Below are 18905 nucleotides of genomic sequence, written 5' to 3' on the forward strand. Positions count from 1 at the left end.
AGTTGCTGTTATGAATCCTAATCTTAGAAAGCCACTTTAGGAATGGTCGTAATCACTGGCACCCCAAGGTGTTTCTCGAGTGTTTTACGAGAGCGAATGGAGTTGTCAGCCAGTTCAACAATGGTTGCCAAACCGATCCCTAAACCTGCTCCGCCAATGAATCCTAAAATGACAAATACAAACGCTGGCAGGTTGGCAGGAATCGTTGGTGTGTAAGGTTCATCAATGACTTTCACACGTTTGTTTTCCTCAAACACACCTAAAGATCCGGTGAGCTGTGCCATTTCATAACGTTCAACCAGTTCGTCATACAACTCGCGTTTTACTGTCACGTCGCGAGCTAGACGGTTGATTTCAGTTGCGGTACTACCAAAGCGGTTTGCATTGACTTCTAGCTCCTGAATCATACTTTGCAAGCTAATGGTTTCTTCCTGAAGCGACTCGTATCGACCGCGCATGATTTGCAATTGATGAAGCTGAGAAACAAGCAGAGGTTGCGCATCACCAATGTTGCTTACTGTTGCTGTACTGGCGATATCCCAAAGCTGATTACTGTTCATCTCTGGTTGTTTTGAGTTGAGTAGAACCGAACGCTCTTGCTCCAAGCGATTTAGCTCGCGCAGCTTACCTTGAACCATACTGTGCGCTTCTGTGTACTTGGCACGAAGTAGGGTTAGTTCACTGCGGATCTCGATGATTTGCTCCTCAATCTTACCGATCACTGGGTTGGTCTTCGAAAGCTGCTGGTCTAAGCTACCCAAGCTGCGTTTTACACCTGCAAGCTCCGCTTCTTTCTCCGCCAATGTTTGCTTTAGGCTCGCTAAACGAGTCAGGCTTTGCGCTTGCATCTCTGGTGTCGCGTGCGAGTAGGCGTTTTTGTACTCCGCAAAAGCTTGCTCGGCTTTATCCAATTCTTCGCGGCGTTTGTCTATGTGAATAGTTAGAAAGTGGCTTGAGTCTTTAATCGAAGAGCGCTCTGGCGCAAGCAACTGTTCAACAAAATGGTCGCTGACGGAACCAAGTATTTCTTCCATTCCTTCCGATTTACCACTGGTTAACTGGATTTGAATAAAATCTTTGCCAAGCTGTTGCACCGTGAGGCGATTGGCAAGTTCTTTAATGATGAACTCTTGCTCTTTCGGGCCCATGGTATTGTCAATCAAGCCTTGCTCCTGAGCAACCGAATACAGCACATGACGGCTTTTCAGTAGGGTGCTTAATGCACTCAAACGGTCTTTCAGCATGGTCGAGACGGCAAGGTCCTCAAGGAACGGGTTCATTTTCGCTGTTTCTTGAATCAACATGCTCGTGTGCGCTACATATTTTGTTGGCATCATTTTACTGACGACAAACCCTAAGATTGGTAACACCAACATAGGAATGACAATCAGGTAACGACGTCGCCACGCACCGTGCAGTAATAGGGTGATGTTGTCTCTTAAATCGTTCATAACGCCCTCACTAATTGCTCAACTTGACGTGCTCTTGATTGCCAACTTTGTTGTTGGATGATCGAGAGTGATCCTTCTGGTGGTGGGAGTAAATGATTGAGGCTAGCACAAACATCATCTACGTCCGCCACAACATGCAACATGTGTTGGTAAGGCTTAAGTGCTGGGAAAGCCGTACTGATGACTGGTGTACCTGTTGCGAGGTATTCCAACAGTTTAAGCGGATTACAGGCTTGAATTTGCGCGTTATCGACGAATGGCAGCCAGCTCGCATCCCAATGCTGTGAGTAGCTAGGTAAATCTTGATGTGCTCGAGGTCCTAGGTAATGGACGTTGCTTCGTTGTGGCAACGGGTTGTGAGGAAATTCATTTGGACCAATAAAGACCAAGTCCCAATCTTGCGCTTGATCGGCCACTTGTTCTATCAAACGGTAATCTAACCATTCTGATAGGCTGCCGTAAAAACCAAGGACCTTACGACCATTGTTTGGCATATCTTGCGCTTTCGCCGCTGGCTCTGAGAACAAACTGAAATCCACCCCATGCGGTAGGGTAACGGTTTTCTCTTGTGGAAACTCAGCGGCAAGTTTGTCACTCGCAGCCAGAATAAGGTCTGCGTTATCAATCAAGTCTGCTTCATGTTCCAAAACGGTTTGGTGATCCACACCTGCTAGCGCGCCAAAGTCATCACCACAGTAGTAAACAATGCCTTTGGTGCTCATTTCGCGGCAAATATCAACAGCGGTGGGCAGTGATGTCCAAAAAACGGCACGTTGAAAGCCAAGCTCATTCAACTTTTTGTTCAGTTGATGTTTCATCATTTTCGTCGCTACGCTACGTGCCCATTTCGATTTGGGAGCGGGAATCGTCAACAGAGTAATGGTGTGGATGTTTGCGTCTTCTTCACGACCGAAAGGCGTTTGGACCTTGTCTTGTTGTTTGACCGAACTAGTCAGTTTGGTGACGAGGCGTTTAGCGTCTTTCGGTGTGAGCTTTGGTTGTCTTAAGCCGATCGAGTTGACCCAAAGAATACGATGGTTGTTAGCTAGGTGTTTTATCAGATGTTGAGTGGAAGATGGCAAGCCGCCGAAGTCTTCTCCAAATACTACGATATCTGTCATCGTTCTCTCCTTGAGCCAATTGATTCGTTGTTGTTACTCAAAGATGTATCACGATGTATGCCAAAGAATTAAATTTCATTAAAACAATTAGTTAGGTTATTTCTTAATTTGAGAGGGTGAAGATTTCTCATTTTGACAATCAGTTTGAACGATGCGATTTATCACTATGGTTAGCGCGGCGAGTATGTAAATCGGCCAAGTGAAGCCTTGGGTGAGGAAGGTCCCTGAGACTATGGTGCCAATAAGTCCGCTCAATACGGCGTTTGCACCTACAGATAGGGTGAAGTGGGACTTTTCAGTCAGAAGTGAAATGGAACTCAATGACGTTTTTACCAGAGAAACAATCAGAGTAATGAAAACCGCTAAACCAACAAAACCGGTTTCAGCCAGTACACCAAACCAAGTACTGTGCACCGCATGGTTAATGCCATCCCAATGCGGGCTATAGAAGAAGTAGTTGTAGTAGAAGTTCTCTAAACCAACGCCAGTTATTGGGTTGTCGAGTGCCATTTTGAAAGCCGCTTCCCAAGCGTACAAACGTCCCATTGCTGAGGCATCAATACCGGCTTCCGCTGCGCCGCCCGATGCTCGCCCAGAGATCCCAGCGACCGCATACAGAATCAAAGCCGCGACTAAGCCTAGGAAGACCACCAATGCTTTACTCTTAATGTGTTTGAACGCGAAATACGCGAAGACTGAAAGCGCTCCCAATAGACCACCGCGGCTTTGTGTTTCAAGGATCGACATAAACAGAATGATACAAGTGAGCAGCGCAAACCCTCGCAGCCACATGGACGATCGTTTCTCGACCAATTGGCTCACCGTAAAGGCGAGCGGAAACATCAAAACCAACGCCAAGTCATTGGGGTCGCCTAATACTGAGCCGAACGAACGGCCAATCGACACACGCGTTCCTTCCACAATATCAATGCCGTTCGTGGCGTTATAGAGCGCAACGAGTCCGACCAACAGCCCAGCAACGATAATCGCTTTTGACATTTGCGCCAGCTGTTTGGGTGTGGTGATAAGCCAAGTGATCGCCAGTGTCATCACAATGATCTTCCAATACGTATTCTTGAACACGGTAATCGCGATGTCGCGTGCTGAGGCGAACACAATACCGATGATGACCAACGCCCAGAAGATGAACAGCCACTTTAAAGAAGGGTGCCAGAAGACCGATAGCTGACGACTGATCAATAGATGAAAAGATAACGCGCCAAGTGCGCCCAAAGACAACAACAGCGGGATTTTGAAGTTGTAGATGACGGGAAACGCTTCGTGAATTCGAAAGAAAGAGAAGATGACGAACAGAGTCACAAGCCAAAAGGTTTGGTTGAGCACAAACAAGATGGCAAGCGGAGCAAAACAAATTGCGACAATCAAAATCGGATGCGGCATCACCAACCACGCTAAAGCGATAACCACAGTAATGGTTATCGCAGCGATGATTTGGGTTGGTCTCACATCCGTGGCATTCATAACGTCACTCTTTTCGCTTCCGTTCTTACTCTCATCACAAGATTGCTACGTGTTTCCTTAGACATGTATCGGAAGGCGATGCCTGCAAGCAGTGTGCATGTCAAAATGCAAATCACGATCGCGCTTCCGATGGATTGAGTAGAGTAAAGCAGGAACAGTGCCACTCCTGAGATGATTTGTAATGCGACCATCAAACTTAGGTGGAAAGGAAGCTGCATACACTGTTGTCCAATCACGAACGTCATCGCCAGTTTGGCTAGTTGCGCGTAGTAAAGCGCGATGAATACGCCATAAATACCAAGAGAAGAGAGCGCAAATAGAAGAGTAATTGCGACGCCAGCGGCAACGACGTTGATTCCCAGCAACCAACGAGTACGACGTTTATAGAGAATGGCGATATTCAGTAGCTCGCTCCATTCTTTGATCATGGCGATTGGCAGAAGGAACAATGTGTAAAGCGCGGCTTCTTGATACGTTTCTGGTAAAAACTGGCTGATCATAATGAAGGCAAGGGTCGCGACTAGAACCGTGAGTGCTGCAATATAGATCATGCCGAAGTGAGAAATTCTAACGGCTTCTTTACCACGATTACGCTCTAGATAGGCGAAGCGACGTGGCATCCACCACATACCGAATGGCTGAACCAAAATACACATGCCAATGGCAAACTTCACTGCAATCGCGTAAACACCAAGTGTTGCTAGTGAAGCGTTCGCACCAATGAACCAACGCTCGGCGCCATTCAAGCAAAAAGCAACCAGCGCAGACATCATGACAGGGATGCAGTAATGCAGATGTTGCTTTGCGATCGCAACGTCAGGCATGACAACTCTGTATTTATTGATAATGTGCAGCCAGGTAAATTGGATAACGGCAGCCAGTAGACCACCAAGCAAGACAGAAATGACGTGTGGGTGAATCATCAAAGCGGCGACAATAAATACAACTTGAAGCACGGTGGTGGTCACCATCACGCTTAGCAGGGTTTTCGCTTTATCATCTTGCATGCGCAGCCAAGCAGTACCGATACCAATCGCACCTTCCAAGATAATTGCCAACATCAGCACGATGAATTCAAATTGAGAAAACGGACTAGGAATCGGGGCAACTAGAATCGCAAACAATAAAACCAAGCCAATCGCCGCTGCGATCCAAACAGAAAGCGAGTAGATCTGGTTAAGCATGGTCACTTTCTTCTCGCTGTCTTTCTCTACACCAACAAAGCGGTACAGCGCTTCGTGCATTGCCATGCTTGCAAGTAGGGCAGTGACAACACCGAAAGAAGTTAGTAACTCAAGTTTGCCCATTTGCTCTGGCGAGAGAAACTGAGGAAGCACTGGCAGCATAATTAAGCTGATGCTTTTGTTGATCACCAACGCAATGGCGAACAGTGACATATTGGTCATGGCTTTAGACATGGTCATATCCTTTGACGTTGTCGCGCTTCTTTGCGCTGTCTTGAGCTTTATTATTCGGGTCAGTACAAAGCTGTTGGGTAATATCGAAGTAACAACGTTCTGCGGTGTATAAACTCGCAACGTTCAGTGCCTCCATCCCCATGGTGACTTTCAGCCAAGGTGCTTCGTTTAAAAGTCGAATGGCATTGTGGAGAGAAGCGGCGTCTTTTGGTGTGTATTTAATACAGTTCTTGCCATGGGTTAACACTCGATCCCAATAGCTGTCGTCATGTGGAATCACGACACACATACCGGCGGCTAGCGCCTCTAAAATTGATAACCCAAACGGTTCGTTCTCACTGGTCGACACAAACACACCACACTGTGCACGTAGCTCGTCAAGGTTGTCTGGCGATTCGTGCCATTCAATATTTGCCTGAGTGAAATCTGGCTGCGAGCATTCAACGCCTTCGATGTTAGGTTTGATGTAACAGATGGTCGCGTTTAGGTTCGCTGACTCATCCAACTTCATCGCGTCGAGTAACAAATCAACGTTCTTCCATTTCAAAAGGCTGGCAGCCCAGAACACACGATTAGAAATCGGGTTCGCTTGCTTTGGTGCGCGTTCTGAAGACAAACCGTTCACAAAAGAAGAGGTGTTTAAGGTTGTCCAAAAGCGTTCTACCGCCGGTTTTGGCATTTTTAAATAGGCAGCAAGCGCATCAATCATCGAAGCACGAGTGTTCGATAAATAATGAATCGCAGACGCTTGTACTAAGCAGTAGCCAGATGAGCGAGACACGCCAACCGGGCCATGCACCATTTGCATGATAGGTTTGCGATTGAACAGACGAAGCAGGTACAAAGGCATGTCGTTGTTTGGTGAAGACAAACCCATAAACCAGTCGAGTTTTGGTAGTTTGAACGTGACCAAAATCAGTTGCACCAGGTAAAAACAGTTCATCAACCAATAAGCGATACCATGATGAGACGTGATTGGAGAACGCTTGATTTTCAATACCTGTACGCGAGGGTTTGAGCTGAATGTTGCAGTCCAGTGCTCTGGATTTGTCGTCGCGACATAGCTAATCACATCACGTTGGTCACACTGTTTAATCAATTCAGCGTTGGCAATTTTCGAACCGCCTTGCATTGGGATGGCGTCAAACATCAATACACGTTTCATGGTGAGCTCCTTAGTTGATGTTTAACCAGCGCGAAATTGGTTTCATGCAGTGGCTGACAGGCATGGGTGTCAGTTCTTTTTGCGTCAGTTCATCGCGGTAAATGTCTTCAATCGCTTTGACTGAGGCAGAAACCGTCAGATGCTGATTCGCGTGTTGATGCGCATTGTCGGCTAGCTTATTTCGTAGCGGCGCATCTTGAATCATCTGCTGAATCGCATTTAACAGACTTGCCATACCGTGATTAGCGAACAATAGGGCACTGTGGTTGTGCTCAAACAATTCTGGGATGCCACCTGTTTTTGGTGCAATGATTGGTAACTTCGCTAGTGCTGCCTCACCAAGAACAAGACCAAAGGCCTCTTCGTAAGCACCACTGATGAAGGCATCTACATTACCTTTCATCCAATCTCCAGCGTTGTGTTGTTCACCAACAAAATGCACGCGATCCTCCACGCCCAAATCAACGGCTAACTGCTTCAACGCGATACGTTCTTCACCATCACCAACAATCACCAAATGTGGATTATGTTGATGGTAGTTGTGCATACGCATGGCTTGGATTAAGCGGTCAAAGCCTTTGCGTTTAATGAGAGATCCAACCGAAATAAAGGTGAACGCTTGGTGAGGAATGCCCAGACGATCTTTGACATCGATAGGTGCATCGTGACTCTCCAATGACACGCCGTTATGAACGACATGAAGATGTTCTTCTGGATAGCCATCTTTTAGAATCTCGTGACCCACGTCTTTACTCACGCAAATCAATTTTGGCGACAGGTGCAGACCCAGCGAGAATCGGTCACGCAAGGTGTAGTGGCAGTGAAGTTGCGTTACCAAAGGGATGTGATTCATACGAGCAGCTAGGCACATCCATTGGCATGGGCCGCCACTGTTTACGTGGACAAGGTCAATGCTGTGCTTTTCGATCAACGCTGTGCCTTGTTTGATCAAATCGTTCCAACCGCTGATGTCCCATCGAGGCGTGTTCCAACCTCCAACAAGGCTGAAACTCGAATGTTCCGAGTCGATACCTAAGGTTTGGCACTTCTCAATCAAAGGCTTGCAGTTTGACCAAACAATCGGGTGGTACTGGTCGCGGTCAATGTTTGTGATGAGGTCAAGCAGTACTACTTCGCTGCCGCGAATCCAGTTATCACCATAATGAACGTAAAGAATGCGTTTTGGAGTAGTCATAGTTGTTACCTCGGTTAGCTAATCTGTTTGGGTTAGCTATTGCAACCGAGATGCCAAAATATGCTATTGGTTTAAGTATTTGTTTTTGAATGGAATACAAACAGGTCTCGAGAGCTACGCGTAGAACTTCGCAATTTGAGAACGGATATGCATCAAGTATGATTCTCAATTTGGTAGCGTTCAATCAGAATAGGAATGATGCTGCGAGAGGAATAGTGTGCTTTGATGGTCTCAATAGCTTTATTTCGCATTAGATATTGTTTGTTGTGGTCCATTCCCAGCCAAAGATAAAGCTTATCGGTTAGAGCAAGAATGTCGTGAGCGAGGAATCCATTCTGAGCATCTTGGATCAAATCAGGAAGACGACCAACGTCGAGGCTTATCACTACGATACCACGAGCCATCGCCTCTAACGCCGCCATTGGCAAGCCCTCATAACGCGATGAAATGACGAGAATGCTGATATTGCGCCAAACGGCATCCATGTCACTTTGATGACCGTGAAATATCACGTTGGTAGGTGCGCTTTCTACGAGTCTCGGTTTTTCGGGGCCGTCACCATAAATAGAGAACTCGATATCAGGAACTTGACGGGCAATATCGATGAAGCGGTCTGCGCCTTTCTCATGGCTTAGACGACCAACAAATGCGATTTCTTTGTAGCGGCAATGCTGTTCGGGAATCGTAACAAAGTTATTGAGCAATTCTGATTGAGTGGGGACCTTGTCTTGAATGGCCTGGCTTACCGCAAAGCTGTGATCAGAGATCCGTGCGGAAAATCGGTCCAGCCAGTCGTACGCCCAAACTTTGCCCGTTGGTGTTTCACCGGCGTGGTAGGTGGAGATTAAACGGGGAAAATTACGAGTGAATAGCTTTGCGCTTCTGGCTAACAGTGCCGCTTTGTATCCATGGGTGTGAATAACGCTGGGTTGATGCTCAGCCACCGCGCCAGTAATTTGTTTGACTGGAATGGTTTTCGACCGTTCTGACTTTGGGCATAGGTGCCACAAATAGCTCACAGGTATTTGAGCTTGGTTTAACTTATTGATAAGTGGTGCTGGTGGATCGTATTCCACCACCAACACAACTCGTACGTTAACATGAAAGGACTGCAAGCCAGTGCCGAGTTCGACTACATGGCTTTCAATACCACCATAAATGCGGCTATCCAGCAGAATCCAAACTTCGCCGACAACTGGGATCTCAAGATTGTTCGAGATTAGCTTCATCCGCTTCCCACGCTTGTTTTTTGCGATACACAGTGGATGGACTAAGCTCCAACATCACCGCCGCGTTAAGCACGTTACCATCACAATACGCAATGGCGTTTTGAATCGCCTCTCGCTCAACTTTCCACATTGGACGAATGGTGCCATCGGAATTGAAGTAAGGTGATGACACTTGCGCCGCAGGGCTTGCTGGAGGCGCTTCGTTCGTAACCATAGTTGAGGAGAACTCCGGTTGTGCAGATGTTTCTACAGGTGCACTTTCTAATGGTTGTGATTGCATTGGCGTTGCAGCGGTGACTGGATTTACCGCGGCTACTTGAGCACTTTCAACATGAGGTGGTGTGACAGTGCATGCTTTCGACGGTTTGCGAGTCAGTTGAGCGGGTAGGTGTGCCAGCGTCACTTTGTCATCGTCATTCAACACGACTATGTTGCGAATGATGTTTTGCAACTGACGCACATTGCCTGGCCAGTCATAATGCTTAATCACATGTTGGGCTTCGCTGTCGATATTGCTGAACTTCTTCTTATCCTGCTTCGCGTATGTGGTTAAGAAATGCTTAGCTAGCGTGACAATGTCACTACCACGTTCGCGGAGTGGCGGCATATCGATTGGCACAACGTGCACACGATAGTACAAGTCTTCGCGGAAACGACCTTCTTCCACTTCGGTCAATGGATCTCGGTTGGTTGCACAGATAATCCGTACATCCACCTTCATCTCTTTGGTGCCACCAAGCGGAGTGTAGGTTCCTGTTTGCAGAAAACGTAGAAGTTTTTTCTGCATTTCAAGTTCCATTTCACACAGTTCGTCGAGGAATAGTGTACCGCCGTGGGCAAGCGTTGCTGCACCTTTACGGTCTGTGGTTGCGCCGGTAAATGCGCCTTTAACGTGACCGAAAATTTCACTTTCCATCAAATCACGAGGTATAGCACCACAGTTGATGGCAATGAAAGGTTTGTCTCGACGATCACTTTGTCTGTGAACCGCTTCTGCACACACTTCTTTACCTGTACCACTTTCACCAACGATAAACACGCTTGCAGAGGTTGGGGCAACCGCATCAATGGTTTTATATACCGCTTGCATCGGTAGGCTAGAGCCAATGAAGCCATGGTAGTTGTGGCGATCAAAGGTCGATTGAATGTTCTCGACGAGATTTTCTAATTTCGCGCGTTTTAAGTGAAGAGCGACTGAGGTTTTTAAACGATCAGCATTGATCGGCTTCTCTAGGAAGTCTTCAGCGCCTTTCTGGATCAGATTGACCGCGAGATCGACACTACCGTGCGCCGTTGCGATGATGACAGAGGTCGGGACCTCGTTTTCATTGATCCAGTCCAACACGTCTTCGCCCGACATGTCCGGAAGTTTAAGGTCGAGAATGATAAGTTGCGGTTTGCTGCGCTCAATGAATTGAATCGCCTCACGTCCCGTTTCTACGTGGAAGATGTCGTAAGGCTCATCCTTGACGTATTGCTTATAAAGTATGGCTAGTGAAGTAGAGTCTTCTACCAGTAACACCCTTGGTCTCATAATCCTTTCCCAACTTTCTTCAATTCGTTGTTTTAATGCGTTAAGTCGGCTTGAGGTTCATGCTGTCATGATAAGTTCGTTTTTCTTGCCTCAAGCTGATGGCTTCTTCTCGATTCTCATTTTGAGAATCTTTATATTTAAGTATTAGCACACGCTGTGAGGATTGCAGAAAATTCTTTATTTTTTAGTTAATTAAATCCCTGAAATTTGTTGTTAGTCTTCAAACCCTTGCTCTTTTCTTTGGTTTAGCGCGGTAAAAGACTGTTCTGCCAGTTCTGGTAAGGATTGGCAAAGCTCAAAAGCTTGTTTTACATCACCTTCAACACAGTATTTCTCGATGGTGCGAGCGTGACGCGATAGAGTGCGATTACCCAAGGCAAGTGCAGAGCTACCAAGTGTGTGGACTTCAAACTCCATCGCTTCTTTGTCTTGGCTGTTGAGGGCCTGCTGGATCTTTTCGACGCGCTCACGAGATTCCTCAATATAGTGCTCGATTAAGGTAGGCATGATTTCCGCACAGGTGTCTTTGATCATTTGCTGAAGAATCAACTCGTCGACCAATTCTTGCTCCAACGTTACATCAGTTTGAGTATTCATATTGCGCGCTCCCTATAAGGTAAATAATTCGCTGTTCTTTATTTGTTTCGATATTTTCGCTTTCAGCTTCTCTGGCAAAAAGCGCAGTTTTTTCACCTGACGAATCAGTTCGTCTTTTAAACCTGCGTTGTGCTTCATGTTGAGTACAGCGCCTAGTAGATTGGCATTGCTGGTTTCTAACAGCTTTTTAGCTTGGTCGATTTGGCTCGTAGTCGTTGAGCCGTAACTGGCAACCAGTACACAAGTATCGCAAACGCCTGCAACGACTTGGGCAGGAATATTGCTGCGGTTCATGCTCAGCAGCGGTGAAGTATCAATTACCACTCGGTCGTATTGCTCAAGCCACTTATCGACCGCTTTTCGCAACATGGTTGGGTCACGATAGGCAAGTTGTGTGCTCGCAAGGGAAGGGACGGTTAACCCTACCAGCGTTTGATGGTCTTCCTCACGAGAGATCAATTGTCCGACTTCTTCCGGTTCTTCTTCAAAAGCATGAACCGTGCTGTAAGCGGGCTTGAACAGGTTCAGGTCGACATAAAGTGTTTTATGACCTGCAAGAATCAAGCGTTCTGCCAGTGCAGAAGCCACAGACGTAACCCCATCTTCAGACTGACAAGCCACGACACTAATTGACCTGTAGCCCTTGAGTTCGCTTTGAAGATAGATTTGCTCAATCTCAGCATGTGTTGCAGGAATAGTCATTACAGCGCTCCTATTAACACTATGGTGGTGGTGATTTGTAGCAAGTCACGCAAACCAGCACGGGCTTTCTCAGCAAAACTTTCGTCTTTGTGTGGAACGTAAATCGTATCACCGGCACGAATCACAGGCAGGTCGTAAATGTTGGCGGTTTTGCTGAATTCAACCAAGTTAAACACACGCGCCTGACCTTGGCAGCAAGACATGTTAACCACACTGATCTTCTCAACGTAAGCACTGTCACTCGGTCCACCAGCTTCAGCAAGCAGGTCAAGAATGGTCATGTTGTCATTGAAGACATAGCGACCCGGTGCATGTACTTCACCCAGAACGCGAACTGTGGATTCTTTAGAGCGATCTAGCCAGTTCTTATCTTTCTCTGGAATGTAGATAGTATCGCCAGGGCGTACATCTGGCAGAATCGATTCATCGCCAGTTTCAAAGTAAAGTGATAGGTTAAGTTTGCTCACTTTTGCGTAACCTAAACCACGATGCGTCACTCGGATGTTATGAATATCAGCATCTTTGGTTGGGCCATCAGCCGCAGACAAGATATCTAGGAAATGCATCTCTTTAGTAAAGCGGTAACGACCCGGCGCGTTGATCTGACCGAACACATAAATTGATGCATCAGAGCTTTGGCTGACCCACTGTGATTTGTTGTCTGATGGATCGTCTGGTAGCGCATGAACACGAACCACTGTTCCTGCTGAAACCCTTGGCAACTTAGAATGTGGTGAGCCTTGTAGGATGTATTTATCCAAATCAAACTTGGTCACTTTACCGTTGTTGGAGATTTCAATCTTACTGGTGTCCGCACGGCGAGTAGGTCCGCCCACATGAGCAATCAAATCGATCAAGTCCATTTCGTCTGACCATTCGATACGACCGGGACGAACCACTTCACCCATTACAGCGACCGCACGACTTGGTGCAACCTTCAGCCATGACTTTTCATTCATGTCGGTTTTTTCAGGGACGAAGATAGCGTCACCCGGACCAACCGTCGGTACTTTTTGTTTAGACAGTCCTTCAGTGTGAGCGGTTAAGTCGAAATTGATGACACCACCATCCGCTTTGATAACGCGGATTTGGCGAGATTCTGCAAAACGTGTTGGACCACCTGCGTTAGCAAGAATGTCCATAAAGCTCGCACCTTTTTTGCCTTCGTAGGCACCAGGGTGAGCCACTTCACCCATCACGTAAACCACGTTTGCGCCCGCTTTAATTTCTTCTTCCTGCTTTGGCACAAAGATGGTTGCACCCGGAAGGATCTCTGGCAGCAAGCTCTGGTCACCTGTATCTAGATAGCGCTTCAGATTAAACATAATCGGTGTGTTGTTGGTGATAACACGGATTTGTTCCACACTAGCGTAACGGGTAACACCACCAGCGCGCATGACCACATCGACAAGTGTCGTGTTAGGTTTGTAGGTAAATGATCCCGGTGCGTTTACTTCACCGAATACTTTTATAGCGCGAGCAGAATCGGCACTGTCGCCTGAGTTTGCCAGTTTCGCTGCATCGAATTCTTGTTCAATGTTACCCACCAATGGTGAAGCAGGGACGAAGAGTACGTCCAATGATTCTAGAGTTGGCAGTTTTGAGTCGTCACCAGTATCGAGAAAGCGTTTGTAGTCGAACTCAATGTTCTTGTTGCCACGCTTTACGATGATTTTATCAAGCTGAGCACCAGCACGTAGGCCGCCAGCTTCGTACAGAAACATTTGAATATTGGAGCCAGATGGAAGCGTATATTCGCCCGGCTTAACCACGTAGCCCTGTACTGAAATCAATAGCTGTTGTTGTTTAATGAATACACGTGCGTTACTAACATCGCGGAATACAGTTTTAAGGTTGTCGGTAATGACGTTTTGAAGCTGAGTCTCGTTGTAACCCGCAACAAAAACCGGCCCGATTTCTGGCAGATTGATGCGACCACGTTTATCAACTTGAAAACCTTTATTCAGAGATGCTTCGCCGGGAAGGTTGATTTGAACTAAGTCGCCGACTTTAACCACGTCATCTTCCGCTGCCCACGCTGTATTTATGGTAATCAAGCACAGCATCATTAGGGTGGTAATGGCTTTGAGGAATCTCATAGTGTGCCTCCCATTTCTGCGCTTGTGTCTGAATTAGCATTCAGAACTTCGATGCTCACACGGCGATTAGTCAAACGAACCGCTGGTGTTTGCCCTTCGTAAAGAGGCAGTGTTTCGCCCACAGATTTGGTTTGCACACGGTCAGAGGTGATGCCGAATACGTTCAAGTAACGCTTAACTTGCTCAGCTCGGTCTTGAGCTAATTTTTGGTTGTATTCCGGTGTGCCCGTTGCGTCTGCATGCCCGGTCACGACCAGAGATAAAGATGGATGGTCACGAAGGATATAAGCCGCCTTAGCAAGATGTCCCATGTATTTTGGGTTGATCTCCGCAGAGTCGACAGCGAATTGGTTGTCTACGTTCAGTAGTTCATAGATGTCCGCAACGATGTTTAGGTCACTGCGCAATGCTTCTATGTCTTGCGGTGGTTTACACGTAGTTTGCGATAATACGTAATCGAGTTGTAGCTCAAGCTGGTTTAGGCGTCGGCGCTGAATCACGATGTCGTTAGCTGCATCAAGGAGCAGTCCGCCTTCCAGCTCACGAGCGATACGGTTTTGTTTCTCAAGTGCCTGCACGACGGCTGCAGGGAAACACCAGCGTGCGCCTTCTTGAATCAAAGCATCCAAGTGCAACTTAGTTAACTGCCAATCGAAACGTAAACCGTGCTCAGGGCCAAGAGGCTCGTCGGGCATCACTGGTGAAAACTGATAATTCTCGATAGAAATATCTTGGTAGCTTTCAGCCATGCCACCCTTGCCATGATCAGGGTAGTTAAACGTTGAGCAACCAAACATGCCGACAACGAGACTACAAAACACACTTTGTCGTAAAAGATTCACCATGCCAACCTCCGTATTAACCGGTATTTTTTTAATGACCTTTTGAATTGACCGGGATAGCGTGATTGATGCGTAACAGGCTCATGATCTCCAATGGCTGTCCTGATACGTTTTCAATAATCATGCTACGCTCACGTTCAACTAGGCGCTTATATAGATAAACAATGGCACCAATCCCTGAAGAATCAAGAAATTGGACGTGTTGCAGGTTGATTTCTACTTCCTTGTGATCGTCACTGTGAATCACCTCATCAATTTGATGTTGTGCTTGACGGCAGCCTTTTGCATCTAGGTCACCAAAAAATTCGATAGTTAGCGTGTTTGGGGTGGTTTCAAGTTTACGTAGTTCCATGATGCTTTCTCCATTTATTCGATTTCCTGATTTGGATAGAGCAGGGAACGTGCCAAATAAAAAATCCTTTAATTACAGGGTATTAAATAAGTGTAGAAGGATGTTTCATATTGAGAATCTGGTTTTTCTCAATATGAGAATCAAAAAAGTGAATCGTTTTAGGGGTTTATAAATGCTAATTCGATCTGATCTTTATGTATGTAGTTGCACTCATTTGCTTATGAGTATTGCGTTGAGTCGTAGAACGTAAAATGTGGGTTAGGCGTTTAAAGAGAGGTACGGTTCAATAGAGGTGCTTTTTCGTACAAGGTTCCCGCATGCCATTAAGAATGACATTGATTGCCCTCGCTGTAATAGCTTCCGCCCAGCCTCAAGCTGATCCCAACTTACTACCACCTGTTTCACTTGCCGATTCCTATCAAGACGGAATAGACGTATCCCAATACTGGTATAGCGAAAAGCTCGATGGCATCCGGGCGTATTGGACGGGACAACATTTAGTGACGCGAAATGGTAATCGCATTTACGCGCCAGATTGGTTTATCCGAGTGTTACCTGATTATCCTTTAGATGGCGAGTTGTGGGCTGGGCGAGGTAACTTCCATCTTGTTCAGCAGACGGTTTTAGACAGAACACCGGTAGACAGTGCATGGCAAAGAATCGATTTCATGCTGTTTGATATGCCTTATTCGGCCGGTGATTACAGAAAGCGGTACTACAACATTCAGGACCTAGTGTTTGCGATTGACGCGCCTCATATTAAGTACGTTGAGCATCGTGCAATTCAAGATGAGAAACATTTGTTCGAACAACTCGACCAAATTTCGCAATCTGACGGTGAAGGTGTCATGTTGAGAAAGGTATCAAGCCGTTATCAGGCAGGAAGAGGCAGTGATTTACTCAAGCTCAAACGTTTTGAAGATGCAGAAGCCTTAGTGGTCGGTTACAAACCAGGGACGGGACGTTTACTGGGAATGATGGGAGCGTTATTGGTGCGTTTGAGCAATGGGACAGAGTTTTACATTGGCAGTGGCTTTACCGATGATGTAAGAAAGTCGCCGCCACGAATCGGCTCGACAATCACATTTCGTTTTAACGGCTATACCCATAATGGAAAACCACGATTTGCCCGATTCTTAAGAGAGCGAGTTCCTCAATAAATCGAAGCTACTGATTGCCAACACTCACACCGCAGCGTTTAAATAAGTCTTTCCAGAATTGCACATGCTCCAATGTCTTTTGTCGAAATTGGTCGTGTGCTTTTTCAATACCGTAATTTGCACCATGTGCGGCCATTCTTTGTTCGACTAAGTTAATACCGCCATCGAGCTGCTGATAAGTACTGTCGACAAACGCCATGTAAGGTTGTACCTCGCCGACATAAATCGACTGAAATACGTTTCTCAAATAGCGAAACTGCGTGGTGTCTCGGTTAGCACCACAAATAATTTTGTCTTGGTTTGCTTCGAGCATTTGTGTGGTTTGTTCTAGCCAATGGGTCGCATCAATCAAGGTGTAATACAGTCGTCCAACGAGACGTGTTTTTTCAATCTCTTCTTGATAGTTCACTATCGTTACGTCGGGTAAGCGAGAAAGGGTGCGATAAGGCGTTTGGTATATTTCATCTAAAGCAAGGAAAGCGTCTCGAACGTGGGCGACTTGGTCTTTGCTTTCCATCGGCAACCATTGAGAGCCGGTTAATTGCTTGCGCATGGCATCGCTAGTCAGCAACATATTGTCGAGATGTACGCTTAGGTGGTGCCATTTCTGATCGTACAACCCGTTAAGTTTTGTGCTCTCTTCGTCACTCAATGGGTATTCATTCAAACAACCATTCAGCGTTCTGAGCAGATTGGTTTGATAGTCGAAATCGTAAAAGGCGTCTTGTACTTTACCCAATTGCGAGTTCTTTTCTGCAAGCAAGTTGAATAGACCACATTGACGTAATTGATAGCTTTCTAGTAGGCCAAGTGACAGGCGAGGGAGCTCTTGAAATAGTTCTCTTTTCTCAGGAACAGTGACAGCTGGAGAAGCCTCTAGCTCAGATTCTGATGTATCTAACACGTTTGCTAAGCGTTGATTGTATTTTTCGAATACCGCTTTCTCTGGGTTAAACCATTCGTTACACCCAGTGAGTAAGCTCGTCGATAATAAAAGCGCCGTAGCAACAAGTGAATTTCTCACAGCATTTCCTTTTTAATCACTTAGATAAGTATACTTTGTGACGCGCGGGAGAGATCAAAAAAGCCAGCGTTCGCTGGCTTTAAAATTTGATAGTCGAAGTTTGAGTTACTGCTGAGAGAAATTCAATTGCACTTCAGGGTCTTGGCGGTGCATCCAACGCAAGCGAATACCTAGCAGGAACGCAGCCGACGATAGACCAATGATAAAGCCGAGCCAGAAGCCTTGTGCGCCCATAGGCTCAACAATCCAGTCTGTACGACCTAACACGTAGCCGATTGGCAAACCAAGTAACCAGTACGCAATAAAGGTACGGTTGAAGATCGCGCGCATGTCTTTGTAACCGCGCAGAGCACCTGCCGCAATAACTTGCACCGCATCGGTACATTGGTAAATCGCTGCAAACAGCAATAGCACCATCGCCAGTTCGATAACTTCAGGGTTATTGGTGTAAAGCAGGGCAATTTGCTCACGGAACACAACGGTTAGAATTGCTGTCATCATCGCAAGAGCAAGACCAACCATCACACCTACGCGAGAAGCGACACGTGCACCATCGACGTTTTCTTCACCCAAGCGGTGACCAACGCGAATACTTACTGCCGCACCCACGCTCATTGGTAACATGAAAACAAGTGAAGAGAAGTTAATCGCAACTTGGTGCGCGGCAACAATGATCGAACCGAGTGGCGAAACCAAAAGCGCAACCACTGCAAACAACGTTACTTCAAAGAACAACGCCGCAGCGACAGGGAAGCCCAGTTTGAATAGACGAATTTGAGCCTTCAGTTGAGGCTTGTGGAACTCGCCAAACAGGTTGATGCTTTTTAGTCGTGCAGAAGTCGTCACGTATAGAAGCAGTAAGCCAAACATCACCCAGTAGACGATCGCGGTTGCAACACCACAGCCCACACCGCCTAGTGCAGGTGCGCCGAATTTACCGTAAACGAAAATCCAGTTAAGTGGGATGTTCAGCATCAAGCCGATAAAGCCGATGAACATCGCAGGCTTCGTTAGCGACATACCATCGGTAAAGCTGCGTAAGGTTTGGAACAGCAAGAACGCTGGTACAGCAAAAATAACCGCATGGATATAGCCAATGGTTTTCTCTGTCATGGCCGCTTCGACATCCATTAACCCAAGAATGAACTGGGTTTGGAATAACACTCCAATGATTGGAACGCTGATCAGTAGGGCAAGCACAATGCCTTGTTGGATCTCGAATGGGATTTTTACGCGGCGACCTGAACCGTTAAGTTGAGCAACTACTGGTACAAGCGCCATCAATAAACCCACACCAAATAGAATTGATGGAAGCCAAATACTTGCAGCCACAGATACGGCAGCCATATCGGTAGCGCTGACGCCACCTGCCATCACGGTATCCACAAAGCCCATCCCCGTTTGCGCGACAGAAGCGATCAACACAGGGGTTGCTAATTTAATAAGGCTCGATGCTTCTTCTTTATAGCGATGCACGAAATACTCCAGAGCGGAACAATAAGTTGTAAAAGAAATTGTTTGAAAAGATATAGAG

Annotated in this window: 16 protein-coding genes; 1 reads left to right on the plus strand and 15 read right to left on the minus strand. The window is 46.5% G+C overall.

Annotated features, from left to right (window positions below; genetic code table 11):
• Positions 1-23 precede the first annotated feature (23 nt).
• The 13 genes from J4N37_RS06915 to J4N37_RS06975 form a co-directional block, all read right to left on the minus strand.
• Positions 24-1451: a GumC family protein gene (locus J4N37_RS06915; protein ID WP_252042016.1), complete on the minus strand. Its 1428-nt coding sequence runs from the start codon at positions 1449-1451 to the stop codon at positions 24-26.
• Positions 1448-2572 carry a glycosyltransferase gene (locus J4N37_RS06920; protein WP_252042018.1) on the minus strand — a complete coding sequence of 375 codons (1125 nt, stop codon included), beginning with the start codon at positions 2570-2572 and terminating at the stop codon, positions 1448-1450. The genes J4N37_RS06915 and J4N37_RS06920 overlap by 4 nt, the downstream gene beginning before the upstream one ends.
• 96 nt (positions 2573-2668) lie before the next feature.
• Positions 2669-4054 carry an O-antigen ligase family protein gene (locus J4N37_RS06925; protein ID WP_041055776.1) on the minus strand — a complete coding sequence of 462 codons (1386 nt, stop codon included), beginning with the start codon at positions 4052-4054 and terminating at the stop codon, positions 2669-2671.
• A complete protein-coding gene (locus J4N37_RS06930) occupies positions 4051-5472 on the minus strand; it encodes a lipopolysaccharide biosynthesis protein (protein WP_252042019.1) in 1422 nt (473 codons plus the stop codon). The genes J4N37_RS06925 and J4N37_RS06930 overlap by 4 nt, the downstream gene beginning before the upstream one ends.
• The gene (locus J4N37_RS06935; RefSeq protein WP_171356967.1) at positions 5465-6637 is read right to left on the minus strand and encodes a glycosyltransferase family 4 protein; all 1173 of its coding nucleotides are present in this window, start codon (positions 6635-6637) and stop codon (positions 5465-5467) included. Before J4N37_RS06935 ends, J4N37_RS06930 begins: the two co-directional genes overlap by 8 nt.
• Before the next feature lie 10 nt (positions 6638-6647).
• Positions 6648-7832 carry a glycosyltransferase gene (locus J4N37_RS06940; RefSeq protein WP_252042020.1) on the minus strand — a complete coding sequence of 395 codons (1185 nt, stop codon included), beginning with the start codon at positions 7830-7832 and terminating at the stop codon, positions 6648-6650.
• Positions 7833-7984: 152 nt separating this feature from the next.
• The gene (locus J4N37_RS06945) at positions 7985-9061 is read right to left on the minus strand and encodes a glycosyltransferase (RefSeq protein WP_171305223.1); all 1077 of its coding nucleotides are present in this window, start codon (positions 9059-9061) and stop codon (positions 7985-7987) included.
• On the minus strand, positions 9036-10595 hold the full coding sequence (locus J4N37_RS06950; protein ID WP_252042021.1) for a sigma-54-dependent transcriptional regulator: 1560 nt from the start codon (positions 10593-10595) through the stop codon (positions 9036-9038). The genes J4N37_RS06945 and J4N37_RS06950 overlap by 26 nt, the downstream gene beginning before the upstream one ends.
• Before the next feature lie 213 nt (positions 10596-10808).
• Positions 10809-11192, minus strand: a complete 384-nt coding sequence (locus J4N37_RS06955) for an Hpt domain-containing protein (RefSeq protein WP_252042022.1) — start codon at positions 11190-11192, stop codon at positions 10809-10811.
• A gap of 12 nt (positions 11193-11204) precedes the next feature.
• On the minus strand, positions 11205-11894 hold the full coding sequence (locus J4N37_RS06960; protein WP_041055789.1) for an AAA family ATPase: 690 nt from the start codon (positions 11892-11894) through the stop codon (positions 11205-11207).
• Positions 11894-13993: an SLBB domain-containing protein gene (locus J4N37_RS06965; protein WP_171305219.1), complete on the minus strand. Its 2100-nt coding sequence runs from the start codon at positions 13991-13993 to the stop codon at positions 11894-11896. The genes J4N37_RS06960 and J4N37_RS06965 overlap by 1 nt, the downstream gene beginning before the upstream one ends.
• On the minus strand, positions 13990-14838 hold the full coding sequence (locus tag J4N37_RS06970) for an OmpA family protein (RefSeq protein WP_252042023.1): 849 nt from the start codon (positions 14836-14838) through the stop codon (positions 13990-13992). The genes J4N37_RS06965 and J4N37_RS06970 overlap by 4 nt, the downstream gene beginning before the upstream one ends.
• A 28-nt stretch (positions 14839-14866) precedes the next feature.
• On the minus strand, positions 14867-15187 hold the full coding sequence (locus J4N37_RS06975; RefSeq protein WP_005440957.1) for an STAS domain-containing protein: 321 nt from the start codon (positions 15185-15187) through the stop codon (positions 14867-14869).
• A 317-nt stretch (positions 15188-15504) separates the two neighbouring features.
• Between J4N37_RS06975 and J4N37_RS06980 the strand changes: the two genes are divergently transcribed.
• Positions 15505-16347 carry a DNA ligase gene (locus tag J4N37_RS06980; RefSeq protein ID WP_005440958.1) on the plus strand — a complete coding sequence of 281 codons (843 nt, stop codon included), beginning with the start codon at positions 15505-15507 and terminating at the stop codon, positions 16345-16347.
• A gap of 7 nt (positions 16348-16354) precedes the next feature.
• Here the strand turns inward: J4N37_RS06980 and J4N37_RS06985 are convergent, their stop codons facing one another.
• Positions 16355-17371: a DUF3080 domain-containing protein gene (locus tag J4N37_RS06985; RefSeq protein WP_252042025.1), complete on the minus strand. Its 1017-nt coding sequence runs from the start codon at positions 17369-17371 to the stop codon at positions 16355-16357.
• Between the two features lie 105 nt (positions 17372-17476).
• A complete protein-coding gene (locus J4N37_RS06990; RefSeq protein ID WP_252042026.1) occupies positions 17477-18847 on the minus strand; it encodes an MATE family efflux transporter in 1371 nt (456 codons plus the stop codon).
• Positions 18848-18905: the final 58 nt, after the last annotated feature.

The sequence above is a fragment of the Vibrio sp. SCSIO 43153 genome (genome assembly GCF_023716625.1).
In the GTDB taxonomy this organism is placed as follows: domain Bacteria; phylum Pseudomonadota; class Gammaproteobacteria; order Enterobacterales; family Vibrionaceae; genus Vibrio; species Vibrio rotiferianus.